Annotated in this window: 24 protein-coding genes and 1 pseudogene; 8 read left to right on the forward strand and 17 right to left on the reverse strand. The window is 70.6% G+C overall.

The genetic code is table 11. The annotated features are described in order from the left end of the window. Positions 1 to 143 precede the first annotated feature (143 nt). A complete protein-coding gene (locus ACWEOZ_RS07650) occupies positions 144 to 578 on the forward strand; it encodes a (deoxy)nucleoside triphosphate pyrophosphohydrolase (RefSeq protein ID WP_451909919.1) in 435 nt (144 codons plus the stop codon). Here ACWEOZ_RS07650 and ACWEOZ_RS07655 read toward each other — a convergent pair. Together ACWEOZ_RS07655 and ACWEOZ_RS07660 are read right to left on the reverse strand one after the other, a co-directional pair. Further along, on the reverse strand, positions 555 to 2,090 hold the full coding sequence (locus tag ACWEOZ_RS07655; protein ID WP_451909920.1) for a long-chain-fatty-acid--CoA ligase: 1,536 nt from the start codon (positions 2,088 to 2,090) through the stop codon (positions 555 to 557). The genes ACWEOZ_RS07650 and ACWEOZ_RS07655 overlap by 24 nt on opposite strands. Continuing rightward, complete coding sequence (locus ACWEOZ_RS07660) at positions 2,087 to 3,259, reverse strand: acyl-CoA dehydrogenase family protein (RefSeq protein WP_451909921.1); 1,173 nt, start codon at positions 3,257 to 3,259, stop codon at positions 2,087 to 2,089. Before ACWEOZ_RS07660 ends, ACWEOZ_RS07655 begins: the two co-directional genes overlap by 4 nt. 54 nt (positions 3,260 to 3,313) lie before the next feature. Between ACWEOZ_RS07660 and ACWEOZ_RS07665 the strand changes: the two genes are divergently transcribed. Genes ACWEOZ_RS07665 through ACWEOZ_RS07675 form a run of 3 tightly spaced genes read left to right on the forward strand, consistent with a single transcriptional unit; the run spans position 3,314 to position 6,440 of the window. Next, positions 3,314 to 3,961, forward strand: coding sequence for a TetR/AcrR family transcriptional regulator (locus ACWEOZ_RS07665; protein WP_451909922.1), 648 nt, complete (start codon positions 3,314 to 3,316; stop codon positions 3,959 to 3,961). Continuing rightward, positions 3,958 to 5,358 carry an aldehyde dehydrogenase family protein gene (locus ACWEOZ_RS07670; protein WP_451909923.1) on the forward strand — a complete coding sequence of 467 codons (1,401 nt, stop codon included), beginning with the start codon at positions 3,958 to 3,960 and terminating at the stop codon, positions 5,356 to 5,358. The genes ACWEOZ_RS07665 and ACWEOZ_RS07670 overlap by 4 nt, the downstream gene beginning before the upstream one ends. Further along, a complete protein-coding gene (locus ACWEOZ_RS07675) occupies positions 5,355 to 6,440 on the forward strand; it encodes an alcohol dehydrogenase catalytic domain-containing protein (RefSeq protein WP_451909924.1) in 1,086 nt (361 codons plus the stop codon). The genes ACWEOZ_RS07670 and ACWEOZ_RS07675 overlap by 4 nt, the downstream gene beginning before the upstream one ends. A gap of 12 nt (positions 6,441 to 6,452) precedes the next feature. On the opposite strand, the gene ACWEOZ_RS07680 is transcribed toward ACWEOZ_RS07675, so the two are convergent. Beyond that, positions 6,453 to 7,169 (reverse strand): DUF5753 domain-containing protein, encoded by a 717-nt coding sequence (locus ACWEOZ_RS07680; protein ID WP_451909925.1) that lies wholly within the window; start codon positions 7,167 to 7,169, stop codon positions 6,453 to 6,455. A gap of 305 nt (positions 7,170 to 7,474) precedes the next feature. Between ACWEOZ_RS07680 and ACWEOZ_RS07685 the strand changes: the two genes are divergently transcribed. Further along, entirely contained in the window at positions 7,475 to 7,777 is a 303-nt protein-coding gene (locus ACWEOZ_RS07685; protein ID WP_451909926.1) for a DUF6232 family protein, read from the forward strand. 5 nt (positions 7,778 to 7,782) lie between these two features. Here the strand turns inward: ACWEOZ_RS07685 and ACWEOZ_RS07690 are convergent, their stop codons facing one another. After that, positions 7,783 to 8,655, reverse strand: coding sequence for a helix-turn-helix domain-containing protein (locus ACWEOZ_RS07690; RefSeq protein WP_451909927.1), 873 nt, complete (start codon positions 8,653 to 8,655; stop codon positions 7,783 to 7,785). 196 nt (positions 8,656 to 8,851) lie between these two features. Here ACWEOZ_RS07690 and ACWEOZ_RS07695 point away from each other — a divergent pair, with 196 nt between their 5' ends. Beyond that, entirely contained in the window at positions 8,852 to 9,052 is a 201-nt protein-coding gene (locus ACWEOZ_RS07695) for a DUF397 domain-containing protein (RefSeq protein ID WP_451909928.1), read from the forward strand. Between the two features lie 741 nt (positions 9,053 to 9,793). Here the strand turns inward: ACWEOZ_RS07695 and ACWEOZ_RS07700 are convergent. The 12 genes and pseudogenes from ACWEOZ_RS07700 to ACWEOZ_RS07755 all read right to left on the reverse strand — a co-directional run bounded on the left by ACWEOZ_RS07700 (position 9,794) and on the right by ACWEOZ_RS07755 (position 20,904). Next, on the reverse strand, positions 9,794 to 10,114 hold the full coding sequence (locus tag ACWEOZ_RS07700; RefSeq protein WP_433722003.1) for a MerR family transcriptional regulator: 321 nt from the start codon (positions 10,112 to 10,114) through the stop codon (positions 9,794 to 9,796). A gap of 892 nt (positions 10,115 to 11,006) precedes the next feature. Next, positions 11,007 to 11,606, reverse strand: coding sequence for a TetR/AcrR family transcriptional regulator (locus ACWEOZ_RS07705; RefSeq protein ID WP_451909929.1), 600 nt, complete (start codon positions 11,604 to 11,606; stop codon positions 11,007 to 11,009). Further along, a complete protein-coding gene (locus ACWEOZ_RS07710) occupies positions 11,606 to 12,811 on the reverse strand; it encodes an acyl-CoA dehydrogenase family protein (protein ID WP_451909930.1) in 1,206 nt (401 codons plus the stop codon). Before ACWEOZ_RS07710 ends, ACWEOZ_RS07705 begins: the two co-directional genes overlap by 1 nt. Further along, positions 12,811 to 13,809 (reverse strand): phosphotransferase family protein, encoded by a 999-nt coding sequence (locus ACWEOZ_RS07715; RefSeq protein ID WP_451909931.1) that lies wholly within the window; start codon positions 13,807 to 13,809, stop codon positions 12,811 to 12,813. The genes ACWEOZ_RS07710 and ACWEOZ_RS07715 overlap by 1 nt, the downstream gene beginning before the upstream one ends. Then, positions 13,806 to 14,582, reverse strand: coding sequence for an SDR family oxidoreductase (locus ACWEOZ_RS07720; RefSeq protein WP_451909932.1), 777 nt, complete (start codon positions 14,580 to 14,582; stop codon positions 13,806 to 13,808). The genes ACWEOZ_RS07715 and ACWEOZ_RS07720 overlap by 4 nt, the downstream gene beginning before the upstream one ends. Next, positions 14,579 to 15,334, reverse strand: coding sequence for an SDR family oxidoreductase (locus ACWEOZ_RS07725; RefSeq protein ID WP_360816707.1), 756 nt, complete (start codon positions 15,332 to 15,334; stop codon positions 14,579 to 14,581). The genes ACWEOZ_RS07720 and ACWEOZ_RS07725 overlap by 4 nt, the downstream gene beginning before the upstream one ends. A 90-nt stretch (positions 15,335 to 15,424) precedes the next feature. Then, positions 15,425 to 16,697 (reverse strand): annotated as a pseudogene (locus ACWEOZ_RS07730) (ABC transporter substrate-binding protein). Next, positions 16,694 to 17,740 (reverse strand): branched-chain amino acid ABC transporter permease, encoded by a 1,047-nt coding sequence (locus ACWEOZ_RS07735; protein ID WP_451909933.1) that lies wholly within the window; start codon positions 17,738 to 17,740, stop codon positions 16,694 to 16,696. The pseudogene ACWEOZ_RS07730 and the gene ACWEOZ_RS07735 overlap by 4 nt, the downstream one beginning before the upstream one ends. Next, positions 17,737 to 18,615 carry a branched-chain amino acid ABC transporter permease gene (locus ACWEOZ_RS07740; protein WP_360545201.1) on the reverse strand — a complete coding sequence of 293 codons (879 nt, stop codon included), beginning with the start codon at positions 18,613 to 18,615 and terminating at the stop codon, positions 17,737 to 17,739. Before ACWEOZ_RS07740 ends, ACWEOZ_RS07735 begins: the two co-directional genes overlap by 4 nt. 16 nt (positions 18,616 to 18,631) lie before the next feature. After that, positions 18,632 to 19,348, reverse strand: coding sequence for an ABC transporter ATP-binding protein (locus ACWEOZ_RS07745; RefSeq protein WP_451909934.1), 717 nt, complete (start codon positions 19,346 to 19,348; stop codon positions 18,632 to 18,634). Positions 19,349 to 19,403: 55 nt separating this feature from the next. Next, positions 19,404 to 20,129, reverse strand: a complete 726-nt coding sequence (locus ACWEOZ_RS07750) for an ABC transporter ATP-binding protein (protein WP_451909935.1) — start codon at positions 20,127 to 20,129, stop codon at positions 19,404 to 19,406. 160 nt (positions 20,130 to 20,289) lie between these two features. Further along, on the reverse strand, positions 20,290 to 20,904 hold the full coding sequence (locus ACWEOZ_RS07755; protein ID WP_451909962.1) for an alpha-ketoglutarate-dependent dioxygenase AlkB: 615 nt from the start codon (positions 20,902 to 20,904) through the stop codon (positions 20,290 to 20,292). A gap of 100 nt (positions 20,905 to 21,004) precedes the next feature. Here ACWEOZ_RS07755 and ACWEOZ_RS07760 point away from each other — a divergent pair, with 100 nt between their 5' ends. Then, positions 21,005 to 21,862 (forward strand): alpha/beta fold hydrolase, encoded by an 858-nt coding sequence (locus ACWEOZ_RS07760; RefSeq protein WP_451909936.1) that lies wholly within the window; start codon positions 21,005 to 21,007, stop codon positions 21,860 to 21,862. On the opposite strand, the gene ACWEOZ_RS07765 is transcribed toward ACWEOZ_RS07760, so the two are convergent. Next, positions 21,857 to 22,213, reverse strand: a complete 357-nt coding sequence (locus tag ACWEOZ_RS07765) for a cytoplasmic protein (RefSeq protein WP_451909937.1) — start codon at positions 22,211 to 22,213, stop codon at positions 21,857 to 21,859. The two genes, ACWEOZ_RS07760 and ACWEOZ_RS07765, sit on opposite strands and share 6 nt — an antisense overlap. Positions 22,214 to 22,264: 51 nt before the next feature. Between ACWEOZ_RS07765 and ACWEOZ_RS07770 the strand changes: the two genes are divergently transcribed. Next, positions 22,265 to 22,915, forward strand: a complete 651-nt coding sequence (locus tag ACWEOZ_RS07770) for a TetR/AcrR family transcriptional regulator (RefSeq protein WP_451909938.1) — start codon at positions 22,265 to 22,267, stop codon at positions 22,913 to 22,915. The last annotated feature ends 6 nt before the right edge of the window (positions 22,916 to 22,921 follow it).

Below are 22,921 nucleotides of genomic sequence, written 5' to 3' on the forward strand. Positions count from 1 at the left end.
ACTGTCGCCGTGTCGTCATGGTCGGTGCCCACAGTCTTGTCTTCCCCGTCAACTATGTCCACGCCCACATATCCGTGTTCTCGTGACGATCGGGACGCATCGTTCAACCTGATCGGTCAAGTTTTGTGGCACGCTCTTGGCTCATGTCCCATGAACGCCACGTCAACGGCCGTCCGTCACCGAGGGTGATTGTCGCGGCAGTGATCGTGCAGGACGGCCGGGTGCTCGCCTGCGAGCGCTCCGCGCCGCCGGAGGTCGCCGGGCGCTGGGAGTTCCCGGGCGGCAAGGTCGAGGCCGGGGAGACCGACGCTCAGGCGCTGGCCCGCGAGTGCGCGGAGGAGCTGGGCGTACGGGTGGCCGTCGGGGCCCGGGTGGGGCCGGACGTGCCGCTGGCGCACGGCCGGGCCGTCCTGCGCGTCTTCACGGTGACGCTGCTGAACGGCGACGAGCCGCGCGCCCTCGAACACACGGCGATGCGCTGGCTGGCCGCCGACGAGCTGGACAGTGTGCCCTGGCTGCCGGCGGACAGGCCGATCGTCGCGGAACTACCGGTGCTACTCGCCGAAGGTGCGGCGTAGCTCGCGCTTGAGCACCTTGAAACTGGGACCCATCGGCAGCGCCTCCACGAAGCGGATCTGCCGCGGGTACTTGTGCTTGCCGAGCTTCTCCCGGGACCAGTCGATCAGCTCCTGCTCGGTGAGGCCGCCCGGATCGGGCACCACGACCGCGCAGATCTCCTCGCCGTGCACCGGGTCGGGCACGCCGATGACCGCCACCTGCACGACGGCCGGGTGCCGGGCCAGCGCCTCCTCCACCTCACGCGGATAGACGTTGAAGCCGCCCCGGATCACCAGGTCCTTCTTGCGGTCGACGATCGTGATGAACCCGTCGGCGTCCTTGGTGCCCAGGTCACCGCTGCGGAACCAGCCGTCGACGACCGCCTCGGCGGTGGCCTCGGGCCGGTTCAGGTAGCCGGCGAAGACGTTGTGACCGCGGATCACGATCTCGCCCAGCTCGCCGGTGGGCAGCAGCTCGATGCGCTCCTCGACCTCCGCGCGGGCGATCTCCACCTCGACGCCCCAGATCGGGTGGCCGATGGTGCCGGCCCGGGTGCCGAACGCCGGCTGGTTGGTGGTCGCGGTGGGTGAGGTCTCGGACAGCCCGTAGCCCTCGAACACCGTCGAGTGGAAGGTCTCGCTGAAGCGTTCCAGCACCGCCACCGGCAGGGAGGCGCCACCCGAGACGCAGATCCGCAGCTCCGGCAGTTTGTCGGCCTTCGCCGCCGCCTCCAGCAGGCCGATGTACATCGTCGGCACGCCGTGGAAGACCGTCACCCGCTCGCGCACCATCAGGTCGATCGCGGCCTCGCCGGTGAAGCGGGCCAGCAGCACCAGCGTCCCGCCGAGCCGGAAAGTGCCGTTCATGCCGACGGTCTGGCCGAAGGTGTGGAACAGCGGCAGGCAGCCCATGACCACGTCGTCGGCGCGGACCTCGTTGGCGTCGAAGACGTTGACGGTCGCGTTCATGACCAGGTTGAGGTGGGTGAGCAGGGCACCCTTGGGCTCCCCGGTGGTGCCGCTGGTGTAGAACACCACGGCGACGTCCTCGGCCTCGCGGCTCACGTACGTCGGCAGCGGCGGAACCGCGGCCGAGACCTCCTCCAGCCGCGGCGGGGCATCGGGCACGCCCGGCGGCATCGGGCCGACACTGGCCACCCGCGTGCCGGAGATGCTCGCGGCGGCCATGGCGGTCTTCAGCTGGCTGGAGTGCGACACGAGCAGGTCGGCCCGGCTGTCGCGCAGGACGTACGCCATCTCGTCCGCGGTGAGCAGCAGGTGGACCGGGACGATCCGGGCGCCCACCGCCAGCGCGCCGTAGTACGCCCGGGGGAAGTCGGCCACGTTGGGGACCAGCACGGCGACGGTGTCACCCGGCCCGATGCCCAGCTCCCGCAGCCCGGCCGCGTACGCCAGGGACTGCTGCCAGAGGTCGCGATAGCTGATCCGCTCGGCGTGGTCCACGACCGCGACCTTCTCCGGATACCGCCGCGCGCCCTCGGCCAGCACCGCGGCCAGCGACAGCATGGTCATGAGAGGTGACCCCCGATCTTGGTGTAGCCGCGCAGCAGGTCGCGGGAGATGATCAGGCGCTGCATCTCGTCGGTGCCCTCGTAGATGCGCATCAGCCGGACCTGGCGGTACCAGCGCTCGATCGGCAGCTCGCGGGTGTAGCCCATGCCGCCGTGGATCTGCATGACCCGGTCGACCACGTTGTTGACCATGTTGGCGCCGTACAGCTTGGCCATCGAGGACGCGTGCCGCGGGTCCCAGCCCTGGTCCACCGTCCAGGCGGCCTTGAGGATCAGCCAGCGGGCCGCCTCCAGCTCGACCTCGGAGTCGGCGATCATCCACTGGATGGCCTGGTTGGAGCCGATCGTGCGGCCGAAGGTCTCGCGGGTGTTGGCGTACTCGATGGCCATGCCCAGGGCCCGCTCGGCGATGCCCACCGCGTTCGACGGGATCAGGTAGCGGCCCTTGCCGATCCACTTCATGCCCAGCTCGAAGCCCTGGCCGATCTCGCCGAGGATGTTGCGCGACGGCACCCGGACGTTGTCGAAGATCAGCGCGGCCGGGCCGCCCTCGCCCATGGTCTGGATGAACTCCGAGCGCCAGCCCATGTCCCGGTCGACCAGGAAGGCGGTCGTGCCGCCGCCGCGCACGCCCTTCTCCTTGTCGGTGACCGCCACGACGATGACGAAGTCCGCGTCGTTGCCGTTGGTGATGAACGTCTTCTCGCCGTTGAGGATCCAGTCGTCACCGTCCTGGCGGGCGCTGAGCTTGATGTTGGCCGCGTCCGAGCCGGCGCCCGGCTCGGTGATCGCGAAGCAGGAGATCCGGTCGCCCTCGATGGTCGGCACCAGATACTCGGCTTTTTGCGCGTCGTTGGCGTAATACAGGATGTTGTCGGCCTCGCCACCGAACTTGAACTGCACGAACGTGCGGCCGACCTCGGTCCAGATCAGGGACTGCAGGACCGCGGGGAGGTCCATGCCGCCGTACTCCTCGGGGGTCGACAGGCCCCAGAAGCCGAACTTCTTGGCCTTGAGCTGCAACTCGCGCAGCTCGCTGCGCTCCAGCCCGGGCTGGTGGTTGCGCTCGCGCCGCAGAGCTTCCTGCTCCAGCGGCATGACATCGCGGGTGATGAATTGACGGGCGGTGTCGCGAACGGCCCGCTCCTCGTCGCTGAGTTGAAAGTCCACGTGATAAAACTAGCGGTGTAAGTTTTGTGCCGTCCAGAGTTTCAGGAGCGTTAAATGGCCCGGCCCCGGCACACCCTGCTCAGCCGCGAGCGGATCGTCGAGGTGGCGGGCCAGCTGGTCGACGCCGAAGGACTCGAGGCTGTCTCGGTGCGGCGGCTCGCCACCGAACTGGGCGTCGCCGGCCCCTCGCTCTACAACCACTTCCCGACCAAGGCCGAGATCCTGGACGCGGTCGCCGACGCGGTGGTGGCCCGGGTGGACGTCTCCTTCTTCGGCAAGCACGACTGGCGGGAGGCGTTGCGGCTCTGGGCGTACTCGTATCACGCCGAGCTCTCCGCCCACCCGAACATCGTGCCCGTCCTGGCCCACGGCCCCGGCCGCCGGCCGGCCGCGCTGGCCATGGCCGACACCGTCTACGGCGGTCTCATCGCCGCCGGCTGGCCGCCGGCCCGGGCCACCCACATCGGCGCGGTCATGCGATATCTGGTCACCGGTGCGGCCCTCGGCTCGTTCGCCCTAGGCTTCGACGAGGACCCCCAGCTGTACGCCGAGCGCTACCCGCACCTGCGCGACGCCCACCTGCTGGCCGAACACCGGCGCAGCGTCGACGAAGGCGCGTTCGCCCTCGGTCTGGAAACCGTCCTCACCGGCCTGGACGCGCTCAAGGCCCGGCTCGACCCGCTGAAAGGGAGCCTGACATGACCCTCTCCCGCGACCGGATCTACCTCGGCGGGGCCTGGGCGGCCCCGTCCGGCACCGGCACCATCCCGGTGGAGAACCCGGCGACCGAGGAGATCCTCGGCCACGTGCCCGCCGGCACCGCCGAGGACGTGGACCGGGCTGTCGCGGCGGCCCGGGCGGCCTTCCCCGGCTGGGCGGAGACGCCGATGGCCGAACGCGGCGCCGTGCTGGGCAAGCTGCACGAGGCGCTCGCGGCCCGCGCGGGCGACATCGCCCGCACCGTCGGGCTCGAGCTGGGCACGCCGCTCAAGGTCGCGAAGGCGGTCCAGGCGGGACTGCCGCTCACGGTCCTCCGGGGGTACGCCGACCTGGCCGCCCAACCGGTGCCGGAGGAGACCATCGGCAACTCCCTGATCGCGCACGAGCCGGTCGGCGTGGTCGGGGCGATCACCCCGTGGAACTACCCGTTGCACCAGGTCGTCGCCAAGGTGGCCGCCGCGCTGGCCGCCGGCTGCACAGTGGTGCTCAAGCCCAGTGAGCTGACGCCGCTGGTGGCTTACCTGCTGATCGACGCGGCCGACGAGGCCGGGCTGCCGCCGGGGGTGCTCAACCTGGTGCCCGGCACCGGGCCGGTGGTGGGCGCGGCGATCGCCGGGCACCCGGACGTGGACATGGTGTCGTTCACCGGGTCGACCGCGACCGGCCGGGCGATCACCCATGCCGCCGCCGACCGGATCGCCCGGGTGGCCCTGGAGCTCGGTGGCAAGTCGGCCAACGTGATCCTCGAGGACGCCGACCTCACCAAGGCGGTCAAGGTCGGCGTGGGCAACGCCTTCCTCAACTCCGGCCAGACCTGCACGGCGTGGACCCGGATGCTGGTGCACCGCAGCCACTACGACACCGCGGTCGAGCTCGCCGCGGCCGCCGCCTCCGCGTACACCACCGGTGACCCGTTCGACGAGGGCACTCGGCTCGGGCCGCTGGTGTCCGCGGCGCAGCGCGAACGGGTCCGGGGCTTCATCACCCGCGCCGACGCCCGGCAGGTGACCGGCGACGCCGCGGTCCCGGACAAGGGCTACTTCGTCGCGCCGACCGTCTTCGCGGACGTCGATCCGGCCAGTGAGCTGGCCCAGGAGGAGGTCTTCGGCCCGGTGCTGGCGATGATCCCGTTCGACGACGACGACCACGCGGTGGAGATCGCCAACAACTCGAAGTACGGTCTGGCCGGTGGCGTCTGGGGCTCCCCGGACCGGGCGCTGGCCGTGGCCCGCCGGATGCGTACGGGCGCGGTCGACGTCAACGGGGGCTCGTTCAACCCGGTGGCCCCGTTCGGCGGCTACAAGCAGTCCGGCCTCGGCCGCGAGCTCGGCCCGTACGGCCTCAGCGAGTTCCAGCAGACGAAAGCGATTCAGCGGTGACCTCTTACATCAAGGCCCTGGTCGTCCGGGAGGCCGGCACGGCCCCCGCGGTCGAGGAGCTGCGCCTGCCCGAGATCGGCCCCGGCCAGGTCCGCATCCGCATCCGCGCGGCCGGCGTCTGCCACTCCGACCTGTCCATGGTCAACGGCACCCTGAACCCGCCGCACCCCCTGGTCCTCGGGCACGAGGCGGCGGGCGAGGTGGTGGAGGCCGGCGCTGGAGTGACCCGGGTACGCGCGGGCAGCCACGTGGCGCTGAACTGGTCACCGCCCTGCCGCGAATGCTGGTTCTGCACGCACGGCGAGCCGTGGCTGTGCTCGACGGCGAACATCGCGGCGCTGGAGAACGGCAGCACGCTGGACGGCGCGCCGGTGCACGTGACGCTGGGGCTGGGCGCCTTCGCCGAGCAGGTCGTGGTGCCGGAAAGGGCCGTCATCCCCGTACCGGATGATCTGGCCTGGGAAAGCGCGGCCCTGCTGGGCTGCGCGGTGCTGACCGGCACCGGCGCGGTGCGCAACACCGCGCGGGTCGCCGAGGGTGACTCGGTCGTGGTGATCGGCCTCGGCGGGGTGGGTCTGTCGGTGGTCGCGGCGGCCCGGGCCGCCGGCGCCGCGTCGGTGATCGCGGTGGACGTTTCGGAGGCCAAGAAGGCGCTCGCGGAAGCCGCGGGGGCGACCGACTTCGTGGTCTCGTCGGAGAATCTGTCCAAGGACATCCGGTCGCGCACCGACCGGCTGGGCGCGGACCACGCCTTCGAATGCGTGGGCCGGGCGGCGACCATCCGGGCGGCGTGGCGGGCGACCCGCCGCGGCGGCCAGGTGACGGTGGTGGGCATGGGCCGCGCGGACGACATGGTGGAGCTGAGCGCGCTCGACATCTTCTCCAGCGCCCGCACGCTGCGGGCCTCGGTCTACGGCTCGTCGGACCCGGACGTCGAGGTGCCGGCGCTGGCGCAGGACGTGCTCTCGGGCGTGCTGAAACTCGACCACCTGATCACCGACCGCATCGCGCTCGCCGGCGTCCCGGCGGCCTTCGAGCGGATGGCCCGGGGCGAGGGGGCCCGTTCGGTCGTGGTCTTCTAGGGTCGTGGTCTTCTAGATCAGCGAGTCGCGGATCCGGCGGATGGTGGTCAGGGCCGCGGCGTTGCCGTCGGTGCCGGCCAGCAGCCGGTCCAGGCAGTCGCTGTACGGCCTGGTCGCCGCCGCGTCGGTGAGCAGCGAGTCGGTCGCGGTCGACTCCAGGAAGAGCACCTCGGCGCTGTCGTCGGCGAACCGCAGAAGCTCGAAGTATCCGCCGAGGCCGGCATGCGCACCGTCCTCGGTGGGCTTCACCACCAGCGTCACCGTCTCGAGCTCGCCCAGGTAGAGCAGGTCGTCCAGCTGCGCCCGCAGGACCTCGACGCCGCCGACCGGCCGGCGCAGGACGAACTCGTCCAGCACCACGGTCAGCCTGGGCGGGTCCGCCCCGCACATCCGGTCGAGCAGGTCGTACTGCCGTCCCAGGCGCACCTCGACGCGGGCCAGAGCGGCCGGGTCCTCGGCGGCCCGCCCGGTGATGGCCGTGGTCGCCGCCAGCGCGTACGCCGGGGTCTGCAGGATGCCGGGCACGACCAGCGGCTGGCACACGCCGATCCGCGCGGCCCGGGCCTCATGGTCGAGAAAGCGGGGGTATTCGCTGGTGAACTGGTGGAGCACCCACCAGTCGCTGTCCCGATCCCGGTGATCAGACGACAGCCGCAGTGAATCTCGCAGCTCGCTCAGCGGGGCCAGGAGCCGATCGCGCGCGAGTGCCGGTCCGGTGGGTTGTGACATGACGAGCCTCTTCCACTGGTGAGGTCCGACTACGCCGTCGTCCTGAGCTGGATGGGAGCCGCTTCCCCCTTCAGTTTCTCGCTGCGTGACCACTCGGTGTCCCGGTGTGTCACCACGATAAACGACGAGGCCGAATCGGCGCGCTCATCGATAGACCAAGACTCTATCCGGGTGAAGATCCAGGGTCGTCGGCCCGGAGTGCATTTTGCAGATAGCGCTTAGCCGTTAGAAATTTGTGACCAGACTGTTGCTGTCCGGAAATTTCTGCGGACAATCGGAGGCAGGATCGAGGTAAGGGGACCGAGATGTCGATCGACCGCACTTCCCCGAGCGCCCCTCGATGCGGCTGGGCCGTCTACTACGCCGACCGCCGCATCATCGTCACCAGCTGGTACGTCGAGACGCAGCACCAGCGTTACCGGGTTCCCGAGCTGGAGGACGTCGCCGTCGTGCTCGACCCCCGGCGCGGCCCGCGCTGGCGCGAGATCCGAGCCGTGCACCGGGGCACGGAGGTGGTCCTCTACGGCACCGATCACCGGGCCCAGTTCGAACGGGTCCGCCGCGCGCTGATCCGGGCCCTCGAGATCAACCGCTCCCCGTTCCCGTGATCCGCTCAGACCTTCAGGCGCCGGCGGGCCCGGCTGATCTCGTCGGTGGCGTGCTTGCCGGACAGCCCCGACGAGAGCAGGTCGTCCATGATCTTGCGGAAGGTCTCCGTCTTGGTCTTGTCGGTCAGCAGGAAGTCGTCCGCCGGCGTCTCGATGAAGACCACGTCGTCATCCTCGCGGCCGGCGAACTCCAGCAGCTCGAACGTCCCGCCCAGGCCACCGTGGGCGCCGAGGTCGAGCGGAACCACGGTGAGATGCACCGTCGGACGCTTGGAGACGGCCAGCAGATGATCGAGCTGGGCGGCCATCACCTCGGCCCCGCCGACCGGGCGCAGCAGCACGGCCTCGTCCACGGCCATGTTGAGCACCGGGGGACGGCTGCTGTCGAGCCGGTCGAACAGGGTCTCCTGACGCTTGCGGCGAACCTCGGTCAGGTTCATGCCCGTGGCGTCGGCGACCGCTTCCTTGATCACCGGCGAGCTGAGGGCCGTGGCGTACTCGGGGGTCTGCAGGAGGCCGGGGATGAACAGGGCGAAGTAGCCGTACAGGCCGGAGGCCTCGCTCTCGAAGGCGACGAAGTCCTTGAACTCCTGCGACAGCTTCTCCTCACGCCACCACCGGCGCTCGCGGGAGATCTCGGAGAGATCCATCAGCCGCTCGACCTCGGCCGGATCCTGGACGTCGTAGAACTCCAGGAGGGCTTTGACCTCGATCGGCTGGATCGTGACGACGCCGTTCTCGATGCGGTTGAGCTTGCTCTGCGACCACCGCATCTTCCGGGCGACAGCGGAAGCGGTGTGCCCCTGCGTCTCCCGTCGCTCCCGCAGATAGGTGTGCAGCCGCTGCCGCGCGATGGCTGGGCCGACCGGCTCGTTCATGATCAACTCCGGTGATGTCGGCTACCGTGGATCTCACTACCCTAGTGCAATTTGCAACTGGATGTTTGCACCGGCATGGTCTAGCATCCAGTTTTGCTTGCGTTAGTTCCGGGTCAGATGCGGACAAAAACGTAAAATTAGACTTATCAGCCCGGGCGCTTCGAGCGCCGGGCGCTCTTATACAGCTGGAGGCCGGATGAACACGCCCGACGAGGTCCATCAGTGGCGCAAGAGCAAGCGCAGCTCGAGCGGGAATTGTGTCGAGGTGAGCGCCGGGCCGCAGGCGATCCACCTCCGGGACTCGAAGAATCCGCAGGGTGCTGTGCTGTCGTTCAGCCGGGAGACTTTCCAGGACTTTCTGCGTGGGGTGCGGGGCGAGGAGTTCGACCTGAGCTGAGGTGAGCTGGGGGTGTGGCCCGCACCGGTTTGGTCATTGGCGGTGCGGGACGCGTCCGGTACGGGAGGCCTTCTCGATGGTCGCCACCGTGACTATCGCCGGGCTTCGCCACCATGGACACCGCTCAGCTCCGCCACCGTGACCGTCCCCAGGCTCCGCCACCGTGACCAGCTCCGGCTCCAGCCGGCGACGCCGCGCGAAGTCCTTGCGCGGGGCGATGGGGTAACCATGCCGAAAGCGGATGCCGCCGATCCTGGGTGCCGTCGGCCTGGGTGCCGGGATCGCTGGCTGGGGGACCGTGGCCCTTCTGCTGCCGGAAGGGCTGCCCACGTCGTTGAGTGTGACTGCCGCGATTGTCGGCGGGGGATGTCGCTGAGCTTGGGCGCCGTCGGCCTGGGTGCCAGGATCGCAGGCTGCGGGGTCTGGCCCTTCTGCTGCCTGGGCCGCTGACCGTGACGTTGAGTGTGTTTGCCGCCCTAATCTCGGCTCGTCGGCCGGGATGTCGCTGAGCCGGGATGCCGCCGGTCGAATGCGCCGGGGTGCCGCCGAGCCGGGGGCTGTCGGCCGGGATGCGGCCGAGGTGCCGCCGAGCCTGGGCCCCGCCGGGTCTCGCTCCTGTCTGGGGGCGCGCCGAGGTGGAATCCGCCGCGGTGTTTCGGGCGTAGGGCCGAGTGGAGGCCGGAAATGACGAACGGCCCCAACCCGGTTATGGGCGGGACCGCGTGCCGGGGCGGCGGGTGGTCATTCCGCGTTGCTGTTCTCGTTTCTGCGCAGGGACTCGTTCACCCGGAGCGCTTCTTCGAGCTGGTCCTGCAGGATGATGATCCGGCACGCCGCCTCCAGGGCCGTACCTTCGTCCACCATCTCCTTGGCGCGGGCCGCCAGCCTCAGCTGGTAGCGGGAGTAGCGCCGGTGTCCGCCAGGGGAGCGGAACGGGTCGATCAGCTTCGCGTCGCCGAGCCTCCGCAGGAAGTCCTGGGATACGCCGACGATTTCCGCGGCCCGGCCCATCGTGTAGGCCGGATAGTCCTCGTCACCGAACATGTCGTCGGGTTGGGCCATGTCACCTCCGTGTCGAGGGCCCCGGCGCTGATCGCGCCGGGGCCCAGGGTTATCGGGTTTTAGAACACCATCTGCCGACAGTCGCGTCGGTTTGTCTAATCCGCACCGGCCGTGTGTAACGGTTTCGGGTGCGAGGATCGCGTAAGCGTGACCGGAGACCACCTCTCGTTCGATGGAAACTGCGGTGTCCACTCGACCCGGTACAGCGGTCGGAGCGGGCGATCCAACGGTGCGTGAACCCTCCCTTTCCTCTGCGTTCCACTTGCTCTGACGTGATGCGTACTGCGCACTTCCCCGCCGGTGGTGGAGCCCCACGCAAACCACTTGGCCCTGCCACGTGCGGCGGATCTGCAGACCCCGCCGCTTAGGCGTGGGTACTGCTCACTTTCTGGTGCTGCGCCCGTCGTGACCTCACGGCCGGGCGGGTACGTCCGCGTCTTGACGTTCTCGTTTCGACAACCAGTACGTTAGCCCCCATCGCCCAGGAAATCTAGTTTTCCACGGACAGATTTTCTCGCGTGTCGCCGGGACTCCGGTCGGCGAGAGGCTGCGGCGGGCCGGGTGGCGGCGGGAGGCGCGGAGGCGGGGCGGGGGCCACGGAGGCCAGGGAGGTCACAGGGGCCACGGAGGACGGGCGGAGGCTGCGGCGGGACGGGCGGGGCGGCGGCGGCCGGGTGGGGCGGCGGGAGGCGCGAAGGCGGAGCGGAGCGCGGGGGATCGAGGTGCGAGTGGGCAGCGGGATAGGCGGGCATGCGCGAGGCCCAGAAGGCGGTTGAAAGTCAGCCGGGACGTCAAGAAGGCCAGCGGCGAAGCGGCAGGAACCCAAGGGGGCGAGCGGGAAGCCGCGGGAACGCGGGCGGGCAGCGAGAGGGGCAGCAGAAGGCCGACGCGGTCAGGGAGTGGCGGTGAGCAGCGCCGTAACCGCGCGGGTCAAGACGAGGCGGGCCGCGTCCGGCTCCAGGCCCATCGCGTCGCGCAGGGTGCCCCAGGTCGGCCACATGCTCGTCGCCGTCAGGGCTGCCAGCAGGGTCTCGTCGCCGTTGATCTCTCGGGCGAACAGAATCTTCAGCTCAGTCCGGACCCGTTCCGTGTGGCTGCGCCGGTAACTCTGCAGTGCCGGGGAGAACGGTTCCTTCAGCGCCGAGGCCTTCGCCGCCGGGGCGATGTGTTCCAGGAGCCGGGCCCGCTGCTGGCAGTACGCCTCGATGCGTGCCGCCAGCGGCAGGTCCGTCGGTACCGCCTGGTGCGACTCGTCGCGCTGTTCCAGGATTCGTTCGCCGCTGGCCGCGAACAGCGCTTCCATGTCCGCGAAGTGGCTCCACAGTGCGCGCAGGGACACCCCGGCCTGCTTGGCGATCCGGTCCGCGGTCGGGCGCAGATCTCCCTCCAGGATCAGCGCCACGTGGGCCTCGACGATGGCGTTGCGGGTGCGTTCCGAGCGGGCTGTGCGGCCGTCGATGCGCTGGGGTGGGCGGGGTGAGGCGGCCGGCATCAGGCGCTCCGATAGCGGTTGAGTTCGCGGCGCGCCAGCGAACGCTTGTGCACTTCGTCGGGGCCGTCGGCGAGTCGTAGTGTGCGGGACTGCGCCCACAGGCGCGCGAGGGGGGTGTCCTGGCCGACGCCGGCGGCGCCGTGGGCCTGGATGGCCTTGTCGATGATCCATTCGGTGGTGCCGGGCACGATGATCTTGATGGCCTGGATCTCGGTGTGCGCGCCCTTGTTGCCGACCGTGTCCATCAGCCAGGCCGCTTTGAGGACCAGCAGCCGGGCCTGCTCGATGCGGACCCGGGATTCCGCGATCCATTCCTGCACGACGCCCTGCTCGGCCAGGGGCTTGCCGAACGGGGTGCGGGTCAGCGCGCGGCGGCACATCAGTTCCAGTGCGCGTTCGGCCATGCCGATCAGGCGCATGCAGTGGTGGATCCGGCCGGGGCCCAGCCGGGCCTGGGAAATGGCGAAGCCGGAGCCTTCCTCGCCGATGAGGTTCTCCGCCGGCACCCGGACGTTGTCGAAGATCATTTCGGCGTGGCCGCCGTGGTCGCCGTCGTCGTAGCCGAAGACCGTCATGCCGCGCTGCACGGTCAGGCCGGGCGTGTCCCGGGGGACCAGGATCATGCTCTGCTGCACGTGGCGGGCGGCCTCGGGGTCGGTCTTGCCCATCACGATGAAGATCCGGCAGTTCGGGTTCATCGCGCCGGAGATGTAGAACTTGCGGCCGTTGATCACGTAGTCGTCGCCGTCGCGGGTGATCCGGGTGCCGATGTTCGTCGCGTCCGACGATGCCACCTGCGGCTCGGTCATCGCGAAGGCCGACCGGATGGTGCCCTCCAGCAACGGGCGCAGCCAGCGTTCCTGCTGGTCCGGGCGGCCGAACTGGGCCAGCACCTCCATGTTGCCGGTGTCCGGGGCGGCGCAGTTGAGCGCGGGCGGGGCGATCGCCGGGCTGCGGCCGGTGAGCTCGGCCAGCGGCGCGTACTGCAGGTTGGTCAGGCCGGCGCCGTGCTCGCCGGGCAGGAAGAGGTTCCACAGGCCGGCTTCGCGGGCCTTGGCCTGCAGCCGGGCGATGACCGGCGGCGGGGACCAGTCGCCGGCGTACTCCTCGTCGAAGGTGGCCTCGGCGGGATAGACGTACTCGTCGAGGAAGGCGAGCAGGCGCTTGCGGTAGTTCTCGGTGCGGGCATCGAACGCGAAGTCCATCAGTTCCCCTCCAGCGTTCCGTCGAGCGACTCATGACCTTGCGCGACCAGCGGCGCCACGAGCGCGCCGACTGTGTCGAAGCCCTCGCCCACCGTCTGGCCCTGAACGTAGCGGTAGTGCACGCCCTCGAGGATGACGGCGAGCTTGAACGCGGCAAAGCCCACATACCAGTGCAGGTCGGAAACGTCCCGGCCGGAGCGTTTGGCATAGTGGTCGGCCATCTCGGCGAGGCTCGGGTGCCCGGGCACGGAGATAGACGAGCGGCCACCCAGCAGCAGTGGACGGCCCGCGTAGACCAGCATCAGAGCCACGTCGCTGAGGGGATCACCGAGCGTCGACATCTCCCAGTCGAGCACCGCGTTGATCTCCATCCGCGGGCCGATCAGCACGTTGTCGAGCCGGTAGTCGCCGTGCACCACAGCGCCGGCGCCGTCCGGGATGTCCGCGGCCAGCCGGGCGTGCAGCTCCTCGACGCCCGGCACCTCGCGGCTGCGGGACGCGTCGAGCTGCTTCTTCCACCGGCGGACCTGGCGCTCGTTGAAACCTTCCGGGCGGCCGAAGTCGGCCAGCCCGATCTCGGCCGGGTCCAGGGCGTGCAGGTCGGCCAGCGTGTCCACCAGCGAGAGCACCAGCGTGTGCATCGCCGCCGGACCCATCGCCTCGAGCGCGTCGACCTCGCGGTAGATCGTGCCGTCGACGTGCTCCATCAGATAGAAAGGTGCGCCGATGACGTCCGTGTCTGTGCACAGCAGCACCGGGCGGGGCGCCGGGAAGCCCGCCGCCGACAACGCCTGCAGCACGCGGTGCTCGCGGACCATGTCGTGCGCGGTCGGCAGTACGTGACCCAGCGGCGGACGGCGCAGCACCCAGCGCTCGGTGCCGTCGGTGACCGCGTACGTGAGGTTGGACCGTCCGCCGGCGAACATGGTGGCGGTCAGCGGGCCGGAGCCGAGGTGGGCCCGGAGCCTTTCCAGGTCGAGTCCGCGGGGGCCGGTCATGCGGTGGCCGCCGTGTCGAAGCTGCGCTGGATCTTGTTCATCCCGCCCAGCCAGCGGTCGGTGTCGGTGGCGCGGCGCTGGTAGTACTCGGCGACCTCGGGATGGGGCAGCACCAGGAAACTGTCGCCCTTCAGCGCCTCGACGACCACGGCAGCGACCTCGGCCGGGTCCATGGCGGTCGCGGCCAGCTGCGCCCGGCTGGCGCTGTCCGTGCCGCTGCCGAGCATGTCGGTGCGGACCCCCTGCGGGCAGAGCGCCTGGACGGTGATGCCGCGGTGGGCGTACGTGGCGCGCAGCCACTCGGCGAAGCCCAGCGCGGCGTGCTTGGTGACCGAGTACGGCGCGCTGCCGAGCAGGGTCAGCAGCCCCGCCGCGGAGACGGTGAACAGCAGCCGCCCGCCACCGTTCTCCAGCCAGCGGGGGAGCACCGCGCGGGCCACGTACACGTGGGACATGACGTTGATCTGCCAGGCTCGCTGCCAGGCGTCGTCGGGCGCCTCGGCCGATCCGGCGGTCAGGATGCCGGCGTTGGCGCAGAACAGGTCCACGCCGCCGAGCTCGGCCCACGCCGTGTCGACGAGCCGGCGCACGTCGTCCTCGCTGCCCGCGTCGCCCGGGACGGCCACGCCACCGATCTCGGCGGCCACGGCCCCGGCGGCGTCCGGGTCCAGGTCATTCACGATCACCCGGGCGCCGTCGGCCGCGAATCGGCGGGCCAGGGCCGCACCGATGCCGCTGCCGGCGCCGGTGACCACCACGCGTCGCAGGCTCACTGGACCGCGCCTGTCAGGGTGACGCCGCCGTCGATGACCACGGTCTGGCCGGTGATCCAGGCGGCGTCGGCCGAGCAGAGGAACGCGACCGTGCCGGCCACGTCCTCGGGCACGCCGAGGCGGCCCAGCGGGTACGTGGCAGCGACCTGCTCCTCGCGACCCTCGTACAGCGCGGTGGCGAAGCGGGTCTTGATCACGGCCGGGGCGACCGCGTTGACCCGGATCTTCGGGGCCAGCTCCACGGCCAGCTCCTCGGTGAGGTGGATCAGCGCGGCCTTGGTCACGCCGTAGAAGGCGATGCCGGGGGCCGGGCGTACGCCGGAGACCGACGAGATGTTGACGATCGAGCCGCCCTGCTCGGCGAGCCCGCCGCGCAGCGCCTCCTGCACCCAGCCCAGCGTGCCGAGCACGTTGACGTCGATCATCTTGCGGGCCGCCCCCAGGTCGAGCGAGCCCAGCGGCCCGTACGCGGGGTTGATGCCGATGTTGTTGACCAGCACGGTGACCGGCCCGAACGCGCCCAGCACGGTGTCGATGACGGCGGCCCGGTGGTCGGCGTCATCGCCCTTGCCGGCGACGCCGATGGCGACGTCCGGCCCGCCGAGGTCCTTCGCCGCGTTCTCCAGGGCGCCGGCGTCGCGTCCGGTGATGCACACCTTGGCGCCCTCGGCGACGAAGCGCTGGGCGATGGCGAACCCGATTCCACGGCTGGCCCCGGTCACGACGGCCACGGCGCCGTTGAGCTTCGTCATCCGGTCAGAACCTCCTACTTGTGAGTAACTTCCTCGCCGCCAACCCTGCCCGGGTCGGCGGCGAGTCGCAACTGCTCCGACACAGGCAGGCTAGGAGGCCGCCGGGATCCCGTTGGCGGGCGGGGCGGCCGGCGGTGTCGTGTACGCCGCCACCGGCCCGTCCTTGTCATCGGTCTCGAACGGCTCGCCGAAGTAGGTCTGCTTGCCGCCGGAGACCTTGGAGAGCTGCATGCCGCCGTACCCGGAATGGTCGTCGGCCGAGAAGCGCAGCGGCGCGAGGCCCGGTCCCTGGAAGCCGTTCTTCTCGATCGCCGAGATCAGCCCCTCGCGGGTCAGGTCCTTGCCCGCGGCCTGCAGGCTCTGCACGAAGAGGTAGCCGACGGACATGCCGTAGACGATGTTGTTGTCGAACTCGGCGTTGCCGTTGTGGGCCGCGTTGACCTTCTTGTAGAGCTGGATCCACGGGTTGGCTTCGTCGTTGCTCAGCGGCAGGTAGTTGTCCGAGATCAGGCCCTCGGTCAGCGGTGCCGCCGCGCCCAGCTGCTTGCTCAGGGTCCCGAGGTCGGCGCCGACCTGGGAGACCGAACTGCGGCTTGAAGGCGATCTTGGCCGCGGTGCCGAGGCTGAGGGCGGTGAAGCCGGGCACGGTCGCCAGCATCACGACCTGGCAGCCGGCCTGCTTGAGCGCGCCCATCTGCGGTCCGACGTTCGGGTTGCTGGTCACGTACGACTGCTTGGCGGTCACCGGGCCGAGGATCTTCTCGATGCCGGCCAGGGCGTCCCGGCCGAAGTCGTCGTCCTGGCCCAGGAAGCAGACCTTCTTGCCGGCCATGGTGGTCTTGACGTGGGTGGCCAGGATCTTGCCCTCGGTGGTGTAGTCGACGTTGAAACCGAAGGTGCCGGGGTATTTGTCCGGCTGGTCCCAGCTGCGGCTGCCGGAGGCCACGAACAGGTCGGGGACCCGGTTGGTCTTGAGGAAGTCCAGCACGCCGGTGTGCGTGGGCGTGCCCAGTCCGTTCAGGATCGCGAAGACCTTGTCCTGCAACACCAGCTCGCGGACCACCTGCTGGGTCGTCGCCGGGTTGTAGGTGTCGTCCATGATCTTGTAGGTGATCTTGCGGCCGTGCACACCGCCGGCGGCGTTCACGTAGTCGAAGTAGGCCTTGGTGGCCGGGGCGATCTTGGAATAGCCGGCCGCGGCCGGGCCGGTCAGCGGCATGTGCGTGCCGACCAGGATCTCGGTGGCGGTCACGCCCGGAACGCTGCCGCCCCCGCTGCTGCCTCCGCCCCCGTCGTCACTGCTGCAACCGGCGGCGGCGACGACCAGGGCCGTCACGGCGAGCGTGGACCATATACGTCTCATGCCTTTCTCCTTCTGAATCGTAGTGAAGCGATACCGCCGGGTGCGGCGAGCATGACGACGATCAACGTGACGCCGAACAGCGCCAGCGGCAGGTTTCCCTCCAGCCGCTGGGCGACCGCGGGCGACACGTCGAACAGTTCGGTGAGCGAGTGGGTGAGGGCGGGCAGGGCCACCAGCAGGACCGCGCCCCAGACCGCGCCGGCCAGGCTGCCCAGGCCGCCGATCACGATGGCCATCACCAGGAACAGCGACAGCGAGATCGGGAAGGCGCCGGGGGAGACGCTCTGGGCGAGCACGGCGAACAGCGCGCCGCCGAGGCCGGCGCAGGCCGCGCTGACCACAAAAGCCAGGACCTGGGTACGGGCGACGTTCACTCCGGCGATGCGGGCGGCGGCCTCGTCATCGCGTACGGCCCGCAGCGCCCGGCCGAACCGCCCTCTGACCAGCAACGCCAGGAGGAACACGGTGAGCAGCGCGCCGGCCCAGGCCAGCCATGCCTGCCAGCGTTCGTACGGGAACGTCGCGCCCAGCGCCAGCGGCGGCGGATCGACGTACACGGACAGGCCCTGGTCGCTGTTGAAGGTCTTGTCGAAGGTGCTGGCGATCGCCGGCACCACCACGGCCACCGCGAGCGTGAGCCCGGCCAGATAGGGCCCGCGCAACCGGGCCGCGGCCAGCCCGACGATGCCGCCGGCCACCGTGGCCACGGCGATCCCGGCCAGTACGGCGACCAGCAGCGTCCACTGACCCCGGCCGGCCAGCTTCTCCTGGACCATCGCGACCGTGTAGGCGCCGGTGGCCATCAGTGCGCCGTGCCCGAGCGAGAGCTGCCCGTTGAGCCCGGTGAGGACGGTCAGCCCGGCCGTGACGCACAGGTACGCCCCGACGGTCGCGAGCTGATAGTTGCGGAACGGCGGCAGCACATAGGTCAGCGCCAGGATCACTACGGCCGCGGCCACCGTCCACACCAGATGGCGATGCTTGCGGGGCACGGTGCGGATGCGGGTGGTCGCGTCCACCTTCGGAGCCAGCGTGACGCTCATACGGCTCTCGCCGCCGATCGGGAGAACAGCCCGCCGGGCCGGCCCAGCAGCACCACGACCAGCAGGATCAGCACCGCGATCGGGGCCACGGTGGCGCCCAGGTAGCCGCTGACGTAGGAGAGCAGCAGCCCGACGATCAGCCCGCCGGCCACCGCGCCGATCGTGCTGTCCAGGCCGCCGACCACGGCCGCGGTGAAGGACGACACGAAGACGATGTCCATCGCGTTCGGGTGCAGACCCAGCTCGGTCGGCAGCACCAGCATGCCGGCCAGCGAACCGACCGCCGCCGCCAGCGCCCAGCCCAGCGTCAGCATCCCGCCGACGTTCACGCCGAGCAGCCGGGACACGTCGGGTGCGAACGCCGAGGCGCGCATCCGCAGGCCCACCGACGTACGGGTGAACAGCAATGCCAGCAGGGCCACCACGACGAGGACGGCGCCGAAGACGAACAGGTCGAAGCGTGACAGCAGCGCGATCCCGCCCACGGTGAAGGCCTCGCGGCTGAACGGCGCCTCGGCCGGCCGGAACTCGTTGCCGTAGATCATGCCGAGCACACCCTGGATGACCAGCACCAGGCCGAGCGCCACGACCACCCCGTTGAGGTGCGAGGAGTGGTCGACGAAACGCATCACCACCCGCTCGGTCGCGGCCCCCAGCAGCAGCCCGCCGAGCACCGCCACGACGAAACCGAGCCAGTACGAGCCGGTCGCCGCCGACACCGAATAGCCCACGTACGCCGTTGCGACCGCCATCGCGCCCTGGGCGAAGTTGACGATCCGGGTGGCTCGCCAGATCAGGACCAGGGCCAGGGCGAACGCGGCGTACACCGCACCCCGGCTCAGGCCGTCGAACGTGAGGAACACGAACCGGTCCATCGCCCTCCTGTCTTGATCAGAAACCGAGGTATGCGTGCCGCATGTCCTCGTCGTCGCGCAGGGTGGCGGCGTCCGCGTTGGCGACGACCCGGCCCAGCGACATCACGATTCCCGTGTCGGCGACCGACAGGGCACTGCGTACGTTCTGCTCGACGAGCAGCACGGTCAGCCCGGTGCGGTCCCGCAGGGTGCGCAGCAGGCCCATGATCTGGGCGGTCACCTTGGGCGCCAGCCCCAGTGACGGCTCGTCCAGCAGCAGCAGGCGCGGCCGGCCGACCAGGGCCCGGCCGAGCGCGAGCATCTGCCGCTCCCCGCCGGAGAGCTGATGGCCGGGGAAGCGGCGGCGGCGGGCGAGCGGCTCGAACAGCTCGTACACCTCGTCCAGGGCGCGCCTGGCGTCCACCCGGTCGCGGCGCCACAGCCCGCCGAGCCGCAGATTCTCGTCCACGGTCAGCTCGGTGACCACGCCGCGGCCCTCGGGCACGTGGGCCACGCCCCGGCGCACCATCTGCTCGACCTTCACCCCGCGCAGGTCCTGCCCGTCGAGCACGACCCGGCCGGTGGCCGGACGGAGCAGACCCGAGAGGGTACGCAGCAGCGTCGTCTTGCCGGCACCGTTGGCCCCGAGGACGGCGGTGATGGAACCCGCGGCCACCGTCAGGTCCACATTGTGCAGAACCGGCGCGGCACCGTACCCGACGGTGAGCTGCTCGGCTTCCAAGAGCGCAGTCATGCTGTGCCTCCCGGGGCATGCCCTCGTGGCCCTTGCTTCGCTGCGGTGCAGTCGGTCATGCCGCGGCCCCGAGGTAGGCGTCCACGACTGCCTCGTCGGTGCGGATCTCGGCCGGTGTGCCGTGCGCGACCGGCTTGCCGAAGTCCAGCACCAGGATCTCGTCGCAGACCGCCATCACCAGGTCCATGTGGTGCTCGACCAGCAGCACCGCGCAGGACAGGCCGGTGATCAGCTCGCCCAGCTCGGCGATCTCGTCGGCGCCGAGTCCGCCGGCCGGCTCGTCCAGCAGCAGCAGGCGCGGCTGGGCGACGAGGGCGCGGGCCAGAGCGACGCGCTTGCGGACCGCGTACGGCAGGCCGCCGGGAAGCGCGTGCGCCTGCGGGGCGACGCCGCAGCGCTCGAGTGCTTCCCACGCGCTTTCGGGTCTCTGGCCCGCGTGTTCGGCGCCGACCATGACGTTCTCGAGGACCGTCAGGCCGGCGAAGAGGTTGACACCCTGCAGCGTGCGCGCGATGCCGAGCCGCGCCAGCCGGTGCGGGCGGGGGCGCAGCGGACGGCCGTCGAGCGAGATGGTGCCGGAGGTCGGTGCGACGAAACCGCAGACCACGTTGAAGAGGGTGGTCTTGCCCGCGCCGTTGGGGCCGATGACGCCGACCGTACGGCCGGGTGGCACCCGCAGGGAGACGTCGTCGAGAGCGACCAGGCCGCCGAAGCGGACGCCGATCCGGTGCAGGGAGAGGCCTTGGGAATCGGGATCGGTGGCGGGCGCGGGTCGGGTCATCGTCACCTCGGCACTGAGGTTGGCCGCACCGTCCTCGATGGAGAATCGTACGGCCGCAAGTTATTACACTTGGAGTGTAAGTTCTTGAGACGCCATGTCAATGCCCGGAAAACATTACCGAAAGTCGATGCGTCGGCGACGATCCGTGGCCGGTCTGTGACTAAGCCACGTTGATCGGGCGGAACTGGACGCTGACCCGGGGACCCACCGGCTTCGCCGTCTTCGGGATCGCGTGCTCCCAGGTGCGCTGGCAGGAGCCGCCCATCACGATCAGGTCGCCGTGGCCCAGCGGGAAACGCAGCGACTCCGCGCCGCCCGCACGGGGGCGCAGCATCAGGTTGCGCGGGGAGCCGAACGACACGATCGCCACCATCGTGTCCTCCCGCGAGGACCGGCCCAGGGTGTCGCCGTGCCAGGCGACGCTGTCGCGGCCGTCGCGGTAGAGGCACATGCCCGCGGTCACGAAACCCTCGCCCAGCTCCGGCTCGTAGTGCGCGGAGAGCTGGTCACGGGCCTGGGTCAGGAGCGGGTGCGGGAGGGTCTCGCCGCGGCCGTACCAGCGTAGGAGGCGGGGGACGTCGACCACGCCGTCGTACATCGGGCGGCGCTCGGCGCGCCAGTCGACCTCGGTCAGGAGGGTCTCGAAGACCGCGTCGGAGGCCTGCACCCAGCCGGGGAACACGTCGACCCAGGCGCCGGCGGTCAGCTGGTGCCGGACCAGGCTTCCGGGCAGGGTGCCCAGGGTGGCGGACGGGCCGGCCATGAGGTCGAGCATCGAAGGCTGGTAAGCGCTCACGTCGCCACTCTACAGCGACTTCGTACGTGCGTACTAAATCGCTTCCGGCAGTGTGGATAACGCTGCCAGGCTGCCCGCCATGCCCACCTTCACAGCGCCGGACGGCACCAGGCTCGCGTACCGCACGGCCGGGGAGGGTGACCCGCTCGTCTGCCTGCCGGGACCGATGGCCGACGCCGCGTACCTCGGTGATCTTGGCGGCCTGGACCGGCACCGCCGGCTGGTGCTGCTCGATCCGCGCGGCACGGGGGAGTCCGCGACCCCGGCGGACGCCGGGTCGTACCGCTGCGACCGTCAGGTCGGCGACGTCGAAGCCCTGCGTGACCACCTCGGCCTGCGCACGATGGACCTGCTCGGCCACTCCGGCGGCACCAATCTGGCAGTGCACTACGCGACCCGCCACCCGGACACGCTCAACAAGCTGGTCATGATCACTCCCAGCCTCGTCGGCGTCGGCATCCCCGTGCCCGCGGAGATGCGTCGTGCGACCGCCCAGCTCCGCAAGGACGAGCCGTGGTACCCGGCCGCCGCCGCGGCCCTGGCCGCGATCGGGGCGGGCACGGCCACGGAGGCCGACTGGGAAGCCCTCACCCCGCTGCGGTACGGCCGCTGGGACGCGGCGGCGCAGCAGCACCACGCGGAGTTGAGCAAGCGGACCAACCTGGCCGTCGCCGAAGCGGTCGCGGCGGACGGCGCGTTCACGCCGGAGGCGACCCGGGCTGCCCTGGCGACCTTCGCGGCACCGGTGCTGTTGCTGGCCGGTGAGGTCGACCTGAACAGCCCGCCGCCCGCGGTGGCCGACTACGCCGCGTTCTTCCCGGACGCGACCCTGGTAGTGCAGCCGGGAGCGGGCCACCAGCCGTGGCTGGACGACCCCGAGCGGTTCGTGGACCTCGTCACGGCGTTTCTGCGGGACGGCCGGCGGCTGCCGTCATGAGGGAGCCGGCCCGAGCGGCTGCTCGCCGGTCGGTGGCCGCCCGTCGCCCGGCGCAGGCTCCTTGAGCTCGATGAAGATCGTCCGGCACTCGGTGTCGCCGATGTTCGCCCCCGAGTGCTCCTGAGCGGCGAGCCAGCGCACCTCGCCGGCCTCGAGCTCGACCTGCATCTCGCGTCCGCCGGAGGACAGTGACCGCCGGAAGTCGCTCAACGTCACCATGACGCTGTCCGGGTGCCGGTGCGGGGTGGTGCGGTCACCCGGCCGGTCGGCGTAGGCGAGGACGCGAACGCGCTCGTTCTCCATCACCACGCGGTAGAGGTCGGGATTGGTGACGACTGGGTCGTGGTTCATGGTGCACCTCGCGACTGGTTCGGCTTCGTGGGACGACGGTACCATTAAGGTATGCCAGTACCATATGAGTCGACCGGACGATCTCGGCAGAAGCTCAGGACCCGGGAAGCGCTGATCAATGCCGCACGTGAGCTGCTGCGGGGCGGTGCGCCGGAGCCGACCGTGGAGGAGGTCGCCGAGGCCGCCGGCATCTCGCGGACGACGGCGTACCGCTATTTCCCCAATCAGCGGAGCCTGGTGCTGGCTGCCCACCCGGAAACCATGCAGGACTCACTGCTGCCCGCGGACAGCCCGCAGGATCCCGTCGCCCGGCTGGACCTGACCATGGCCGAGTTCGCGCGCATCGTCCTGGAGTGGGAGCCGCAACTCCGCGCGGCCCTGCGGCTGTCGCTGACCGCGCCGACGGAGAGCGAAGGGCCCGCGCTGCGACAGGGCCGGGCCATCGGCTGGATCGAGGACGCGCTGGCCCCGCTGCGCGACACCCACCCGGGCCTGGACGTTTCCCGGCTGGCCGTGGCCATCCGGGCGGCCACCGGGATCGAGTCGCTCGTCTGGCTCACCGACGTCGCCGGGGTGCCCCGGTCGGAGATTCCCGGACGGATGAGCTGGACCGCGCGGGCGTTGTTGTCGGCCGCCCTGGCCGACGCGGCGGGCGGAGGCGGACAAGCAGAACGGCCCGCCGGGGAGGCGGGCCGTTCGTGACGCTGC

This window comes from Actinoplanes sp. NPDC004185, assembly GCF_053603475.1.

What these genes read in the sequence shown, in the direction of transcription:
- ACWEOZ_RS07650 (WP_451909919.1), top strand. Translation starts at nt 144, where the DNA reads ATGTCCCATGAACGCCACGTCAACGGCCGTCCGTCACCGAGGGTGATT.
- ACWEOZ_RS07655 (WP_451909920.1), bottom strand. Translation starts at nt 2,090, where the DNA reads ATGACCATGCTGTCGCTGGCCGCGGTGCTGGCCGAGGGCGCGCGGCGG.
- ACWEOZ_RS07665 (WP_451909922.1), top strand. Translation starts at nt 3,314, where the DNA reads ATGGCCCGGCCCCGGCACACCCTGCTCAGCCGCGAGCGGATCGTCGAG.
- ACWEOZ_RS07670 (WP_451909923.1), top strand. Translation starts at nt 3,958, where the DNA reads ATGACCCTCTCCCGCGACCGGATCTACCTCGGCGGGGCCTGGGCGGCC.
- ACWEOZ_RS07680 (WP_451909925.1), bottom strand. Translation starts at nt 7,169, where the DNA reads ATGTCACAACCCACCGGACCGGCACTCGCGCGCGATCGGCTCCTGGCC.
- ACWEOZ_RS07685 (WP_451909926.1), top strand. Translation starts at nt 7,475, where the DNA reads ATGTCGATCGACCGCACTTCCCCGAGCGCCCCTCGATGCGGCTGGGCC.
- ACWEOZ_RS07690 (WP_451909927.1), bottom strand. Translation starts at nt 8,655, where the DNA reads ATGAACGAGCCGGTCGGCCCAGCCATCGCGCGGCAGCGGCTGCACACC.
- ACWEOZ_RS07695 (WP_451909928.1), top strand. Translation starts at nt 8,852, where the DNA reads ATGAACACGCCCGACGAGGTCCATCAGTGGCGCAAGAGCAAGCGCAGC.
- ACWEOZ_RS07700 (WP_433722003.1), bottom strand. Translation starts at nt 10,114, where the DNA reads ATGGCCCAACCCGACGACATGTTCGGTGACGAGGACTATCCGGCCTAC.
- ACWEOZ_RS07705 (WP_451909929.1), bottom strand. Translation starts at nt 11,606, where the DNA reads ATGCCGGCCGCCTCACCCCGCCCACCCCAGCGCATCGACGGCCGCACA.
- ACWEOZ_RS07710 (WP_451909930.1), bottom strand. Translation starts at nt 12,811, where the DNA reads ATGGACTTCGCGTTCGATGCCCGCACCGAGAACTACCGCAAGCGCCTG.
- ACWEOZ_RS07715 (WP_451909931.1), bottom strand. Translation starts at nt 13,809, where the DNA reads ATGACCGGCCCCCGCGGACTCGACCTGGAAAGGCTCCGGGCCCACCTC.
- ACWEOZ_RS07725 (WP_360816707.1), bottom strand. Translation starts at nt 15,334, where the DNA reads ATGACGAAGCTCAACGGCGCCGTGGCCGTCGTGACCGGGGCCAGCCGT.
- ACWEOZ_RS07735 (WP_451909933.1), bottom strand. Translation starts at nt 17,740, where the DNA reads ATGAGCGTCACGCTGGCTCCGAAGGTGGACGCGACCACCCGCATCCGC.
- ACWEOZ_RS07740 (WP_360545201.1), bottom strand. Translation starts at nt 18,615, where the DNA reads ATGGACCGGTTCGTGTTCCTCACGTTCGACGGCCTGAGCCGGGGTGCG.
- ACWEOZ_RS07745 (WP_451909934.1), bottom strand. Translation starts at nt 19,348, where the DNA reads ATGACTGCGCTCTTGGAAGCCGAGCAGCTCACCGTCGGGTACGGTGCC.
- ACWEOZ_RS07750 (WP_451909935.1), bottom strand. Translation starts at nt 20,129, where the DNA reads ATGACCCGACCCGCGCCCGCCACCGATCCCGATTCCCAAGGCCTCTCC.
- ACWEOZ_RS07755 (WP_451909962.1), bottom strand. Translation starts at nt 20,904, where the DNA reads ATGCTCGACCTCATGGCCGGCCCGTCCGCCACCCTGGGCACCCTGCCC.
- ACWEOZ_RS07760 (WP_451909936.1), top strand. Translation starts at nt 21,005, where the DNA reads ATGCCCACCTTCACAGCGCCGGACGGCACCAGGCTCGCGTACCGCACG.
- ACWEOZ_RS07765 (WP_451909937.1), bottom strand. Translation starts at nt 22,213, where the DNA reads ATGAACCACGACCCAGTCGTCACCAATCCCGACCTCTACCGCGTGGTG.
- ACWEOZ_RS07770 (WP_451909938.1), top strand. Translation starts at nt 22,265, where the DNA reads ATGCCAGTACCATATGAGTCGACCGGACGATCTCGGCAGAAGCTCAGG.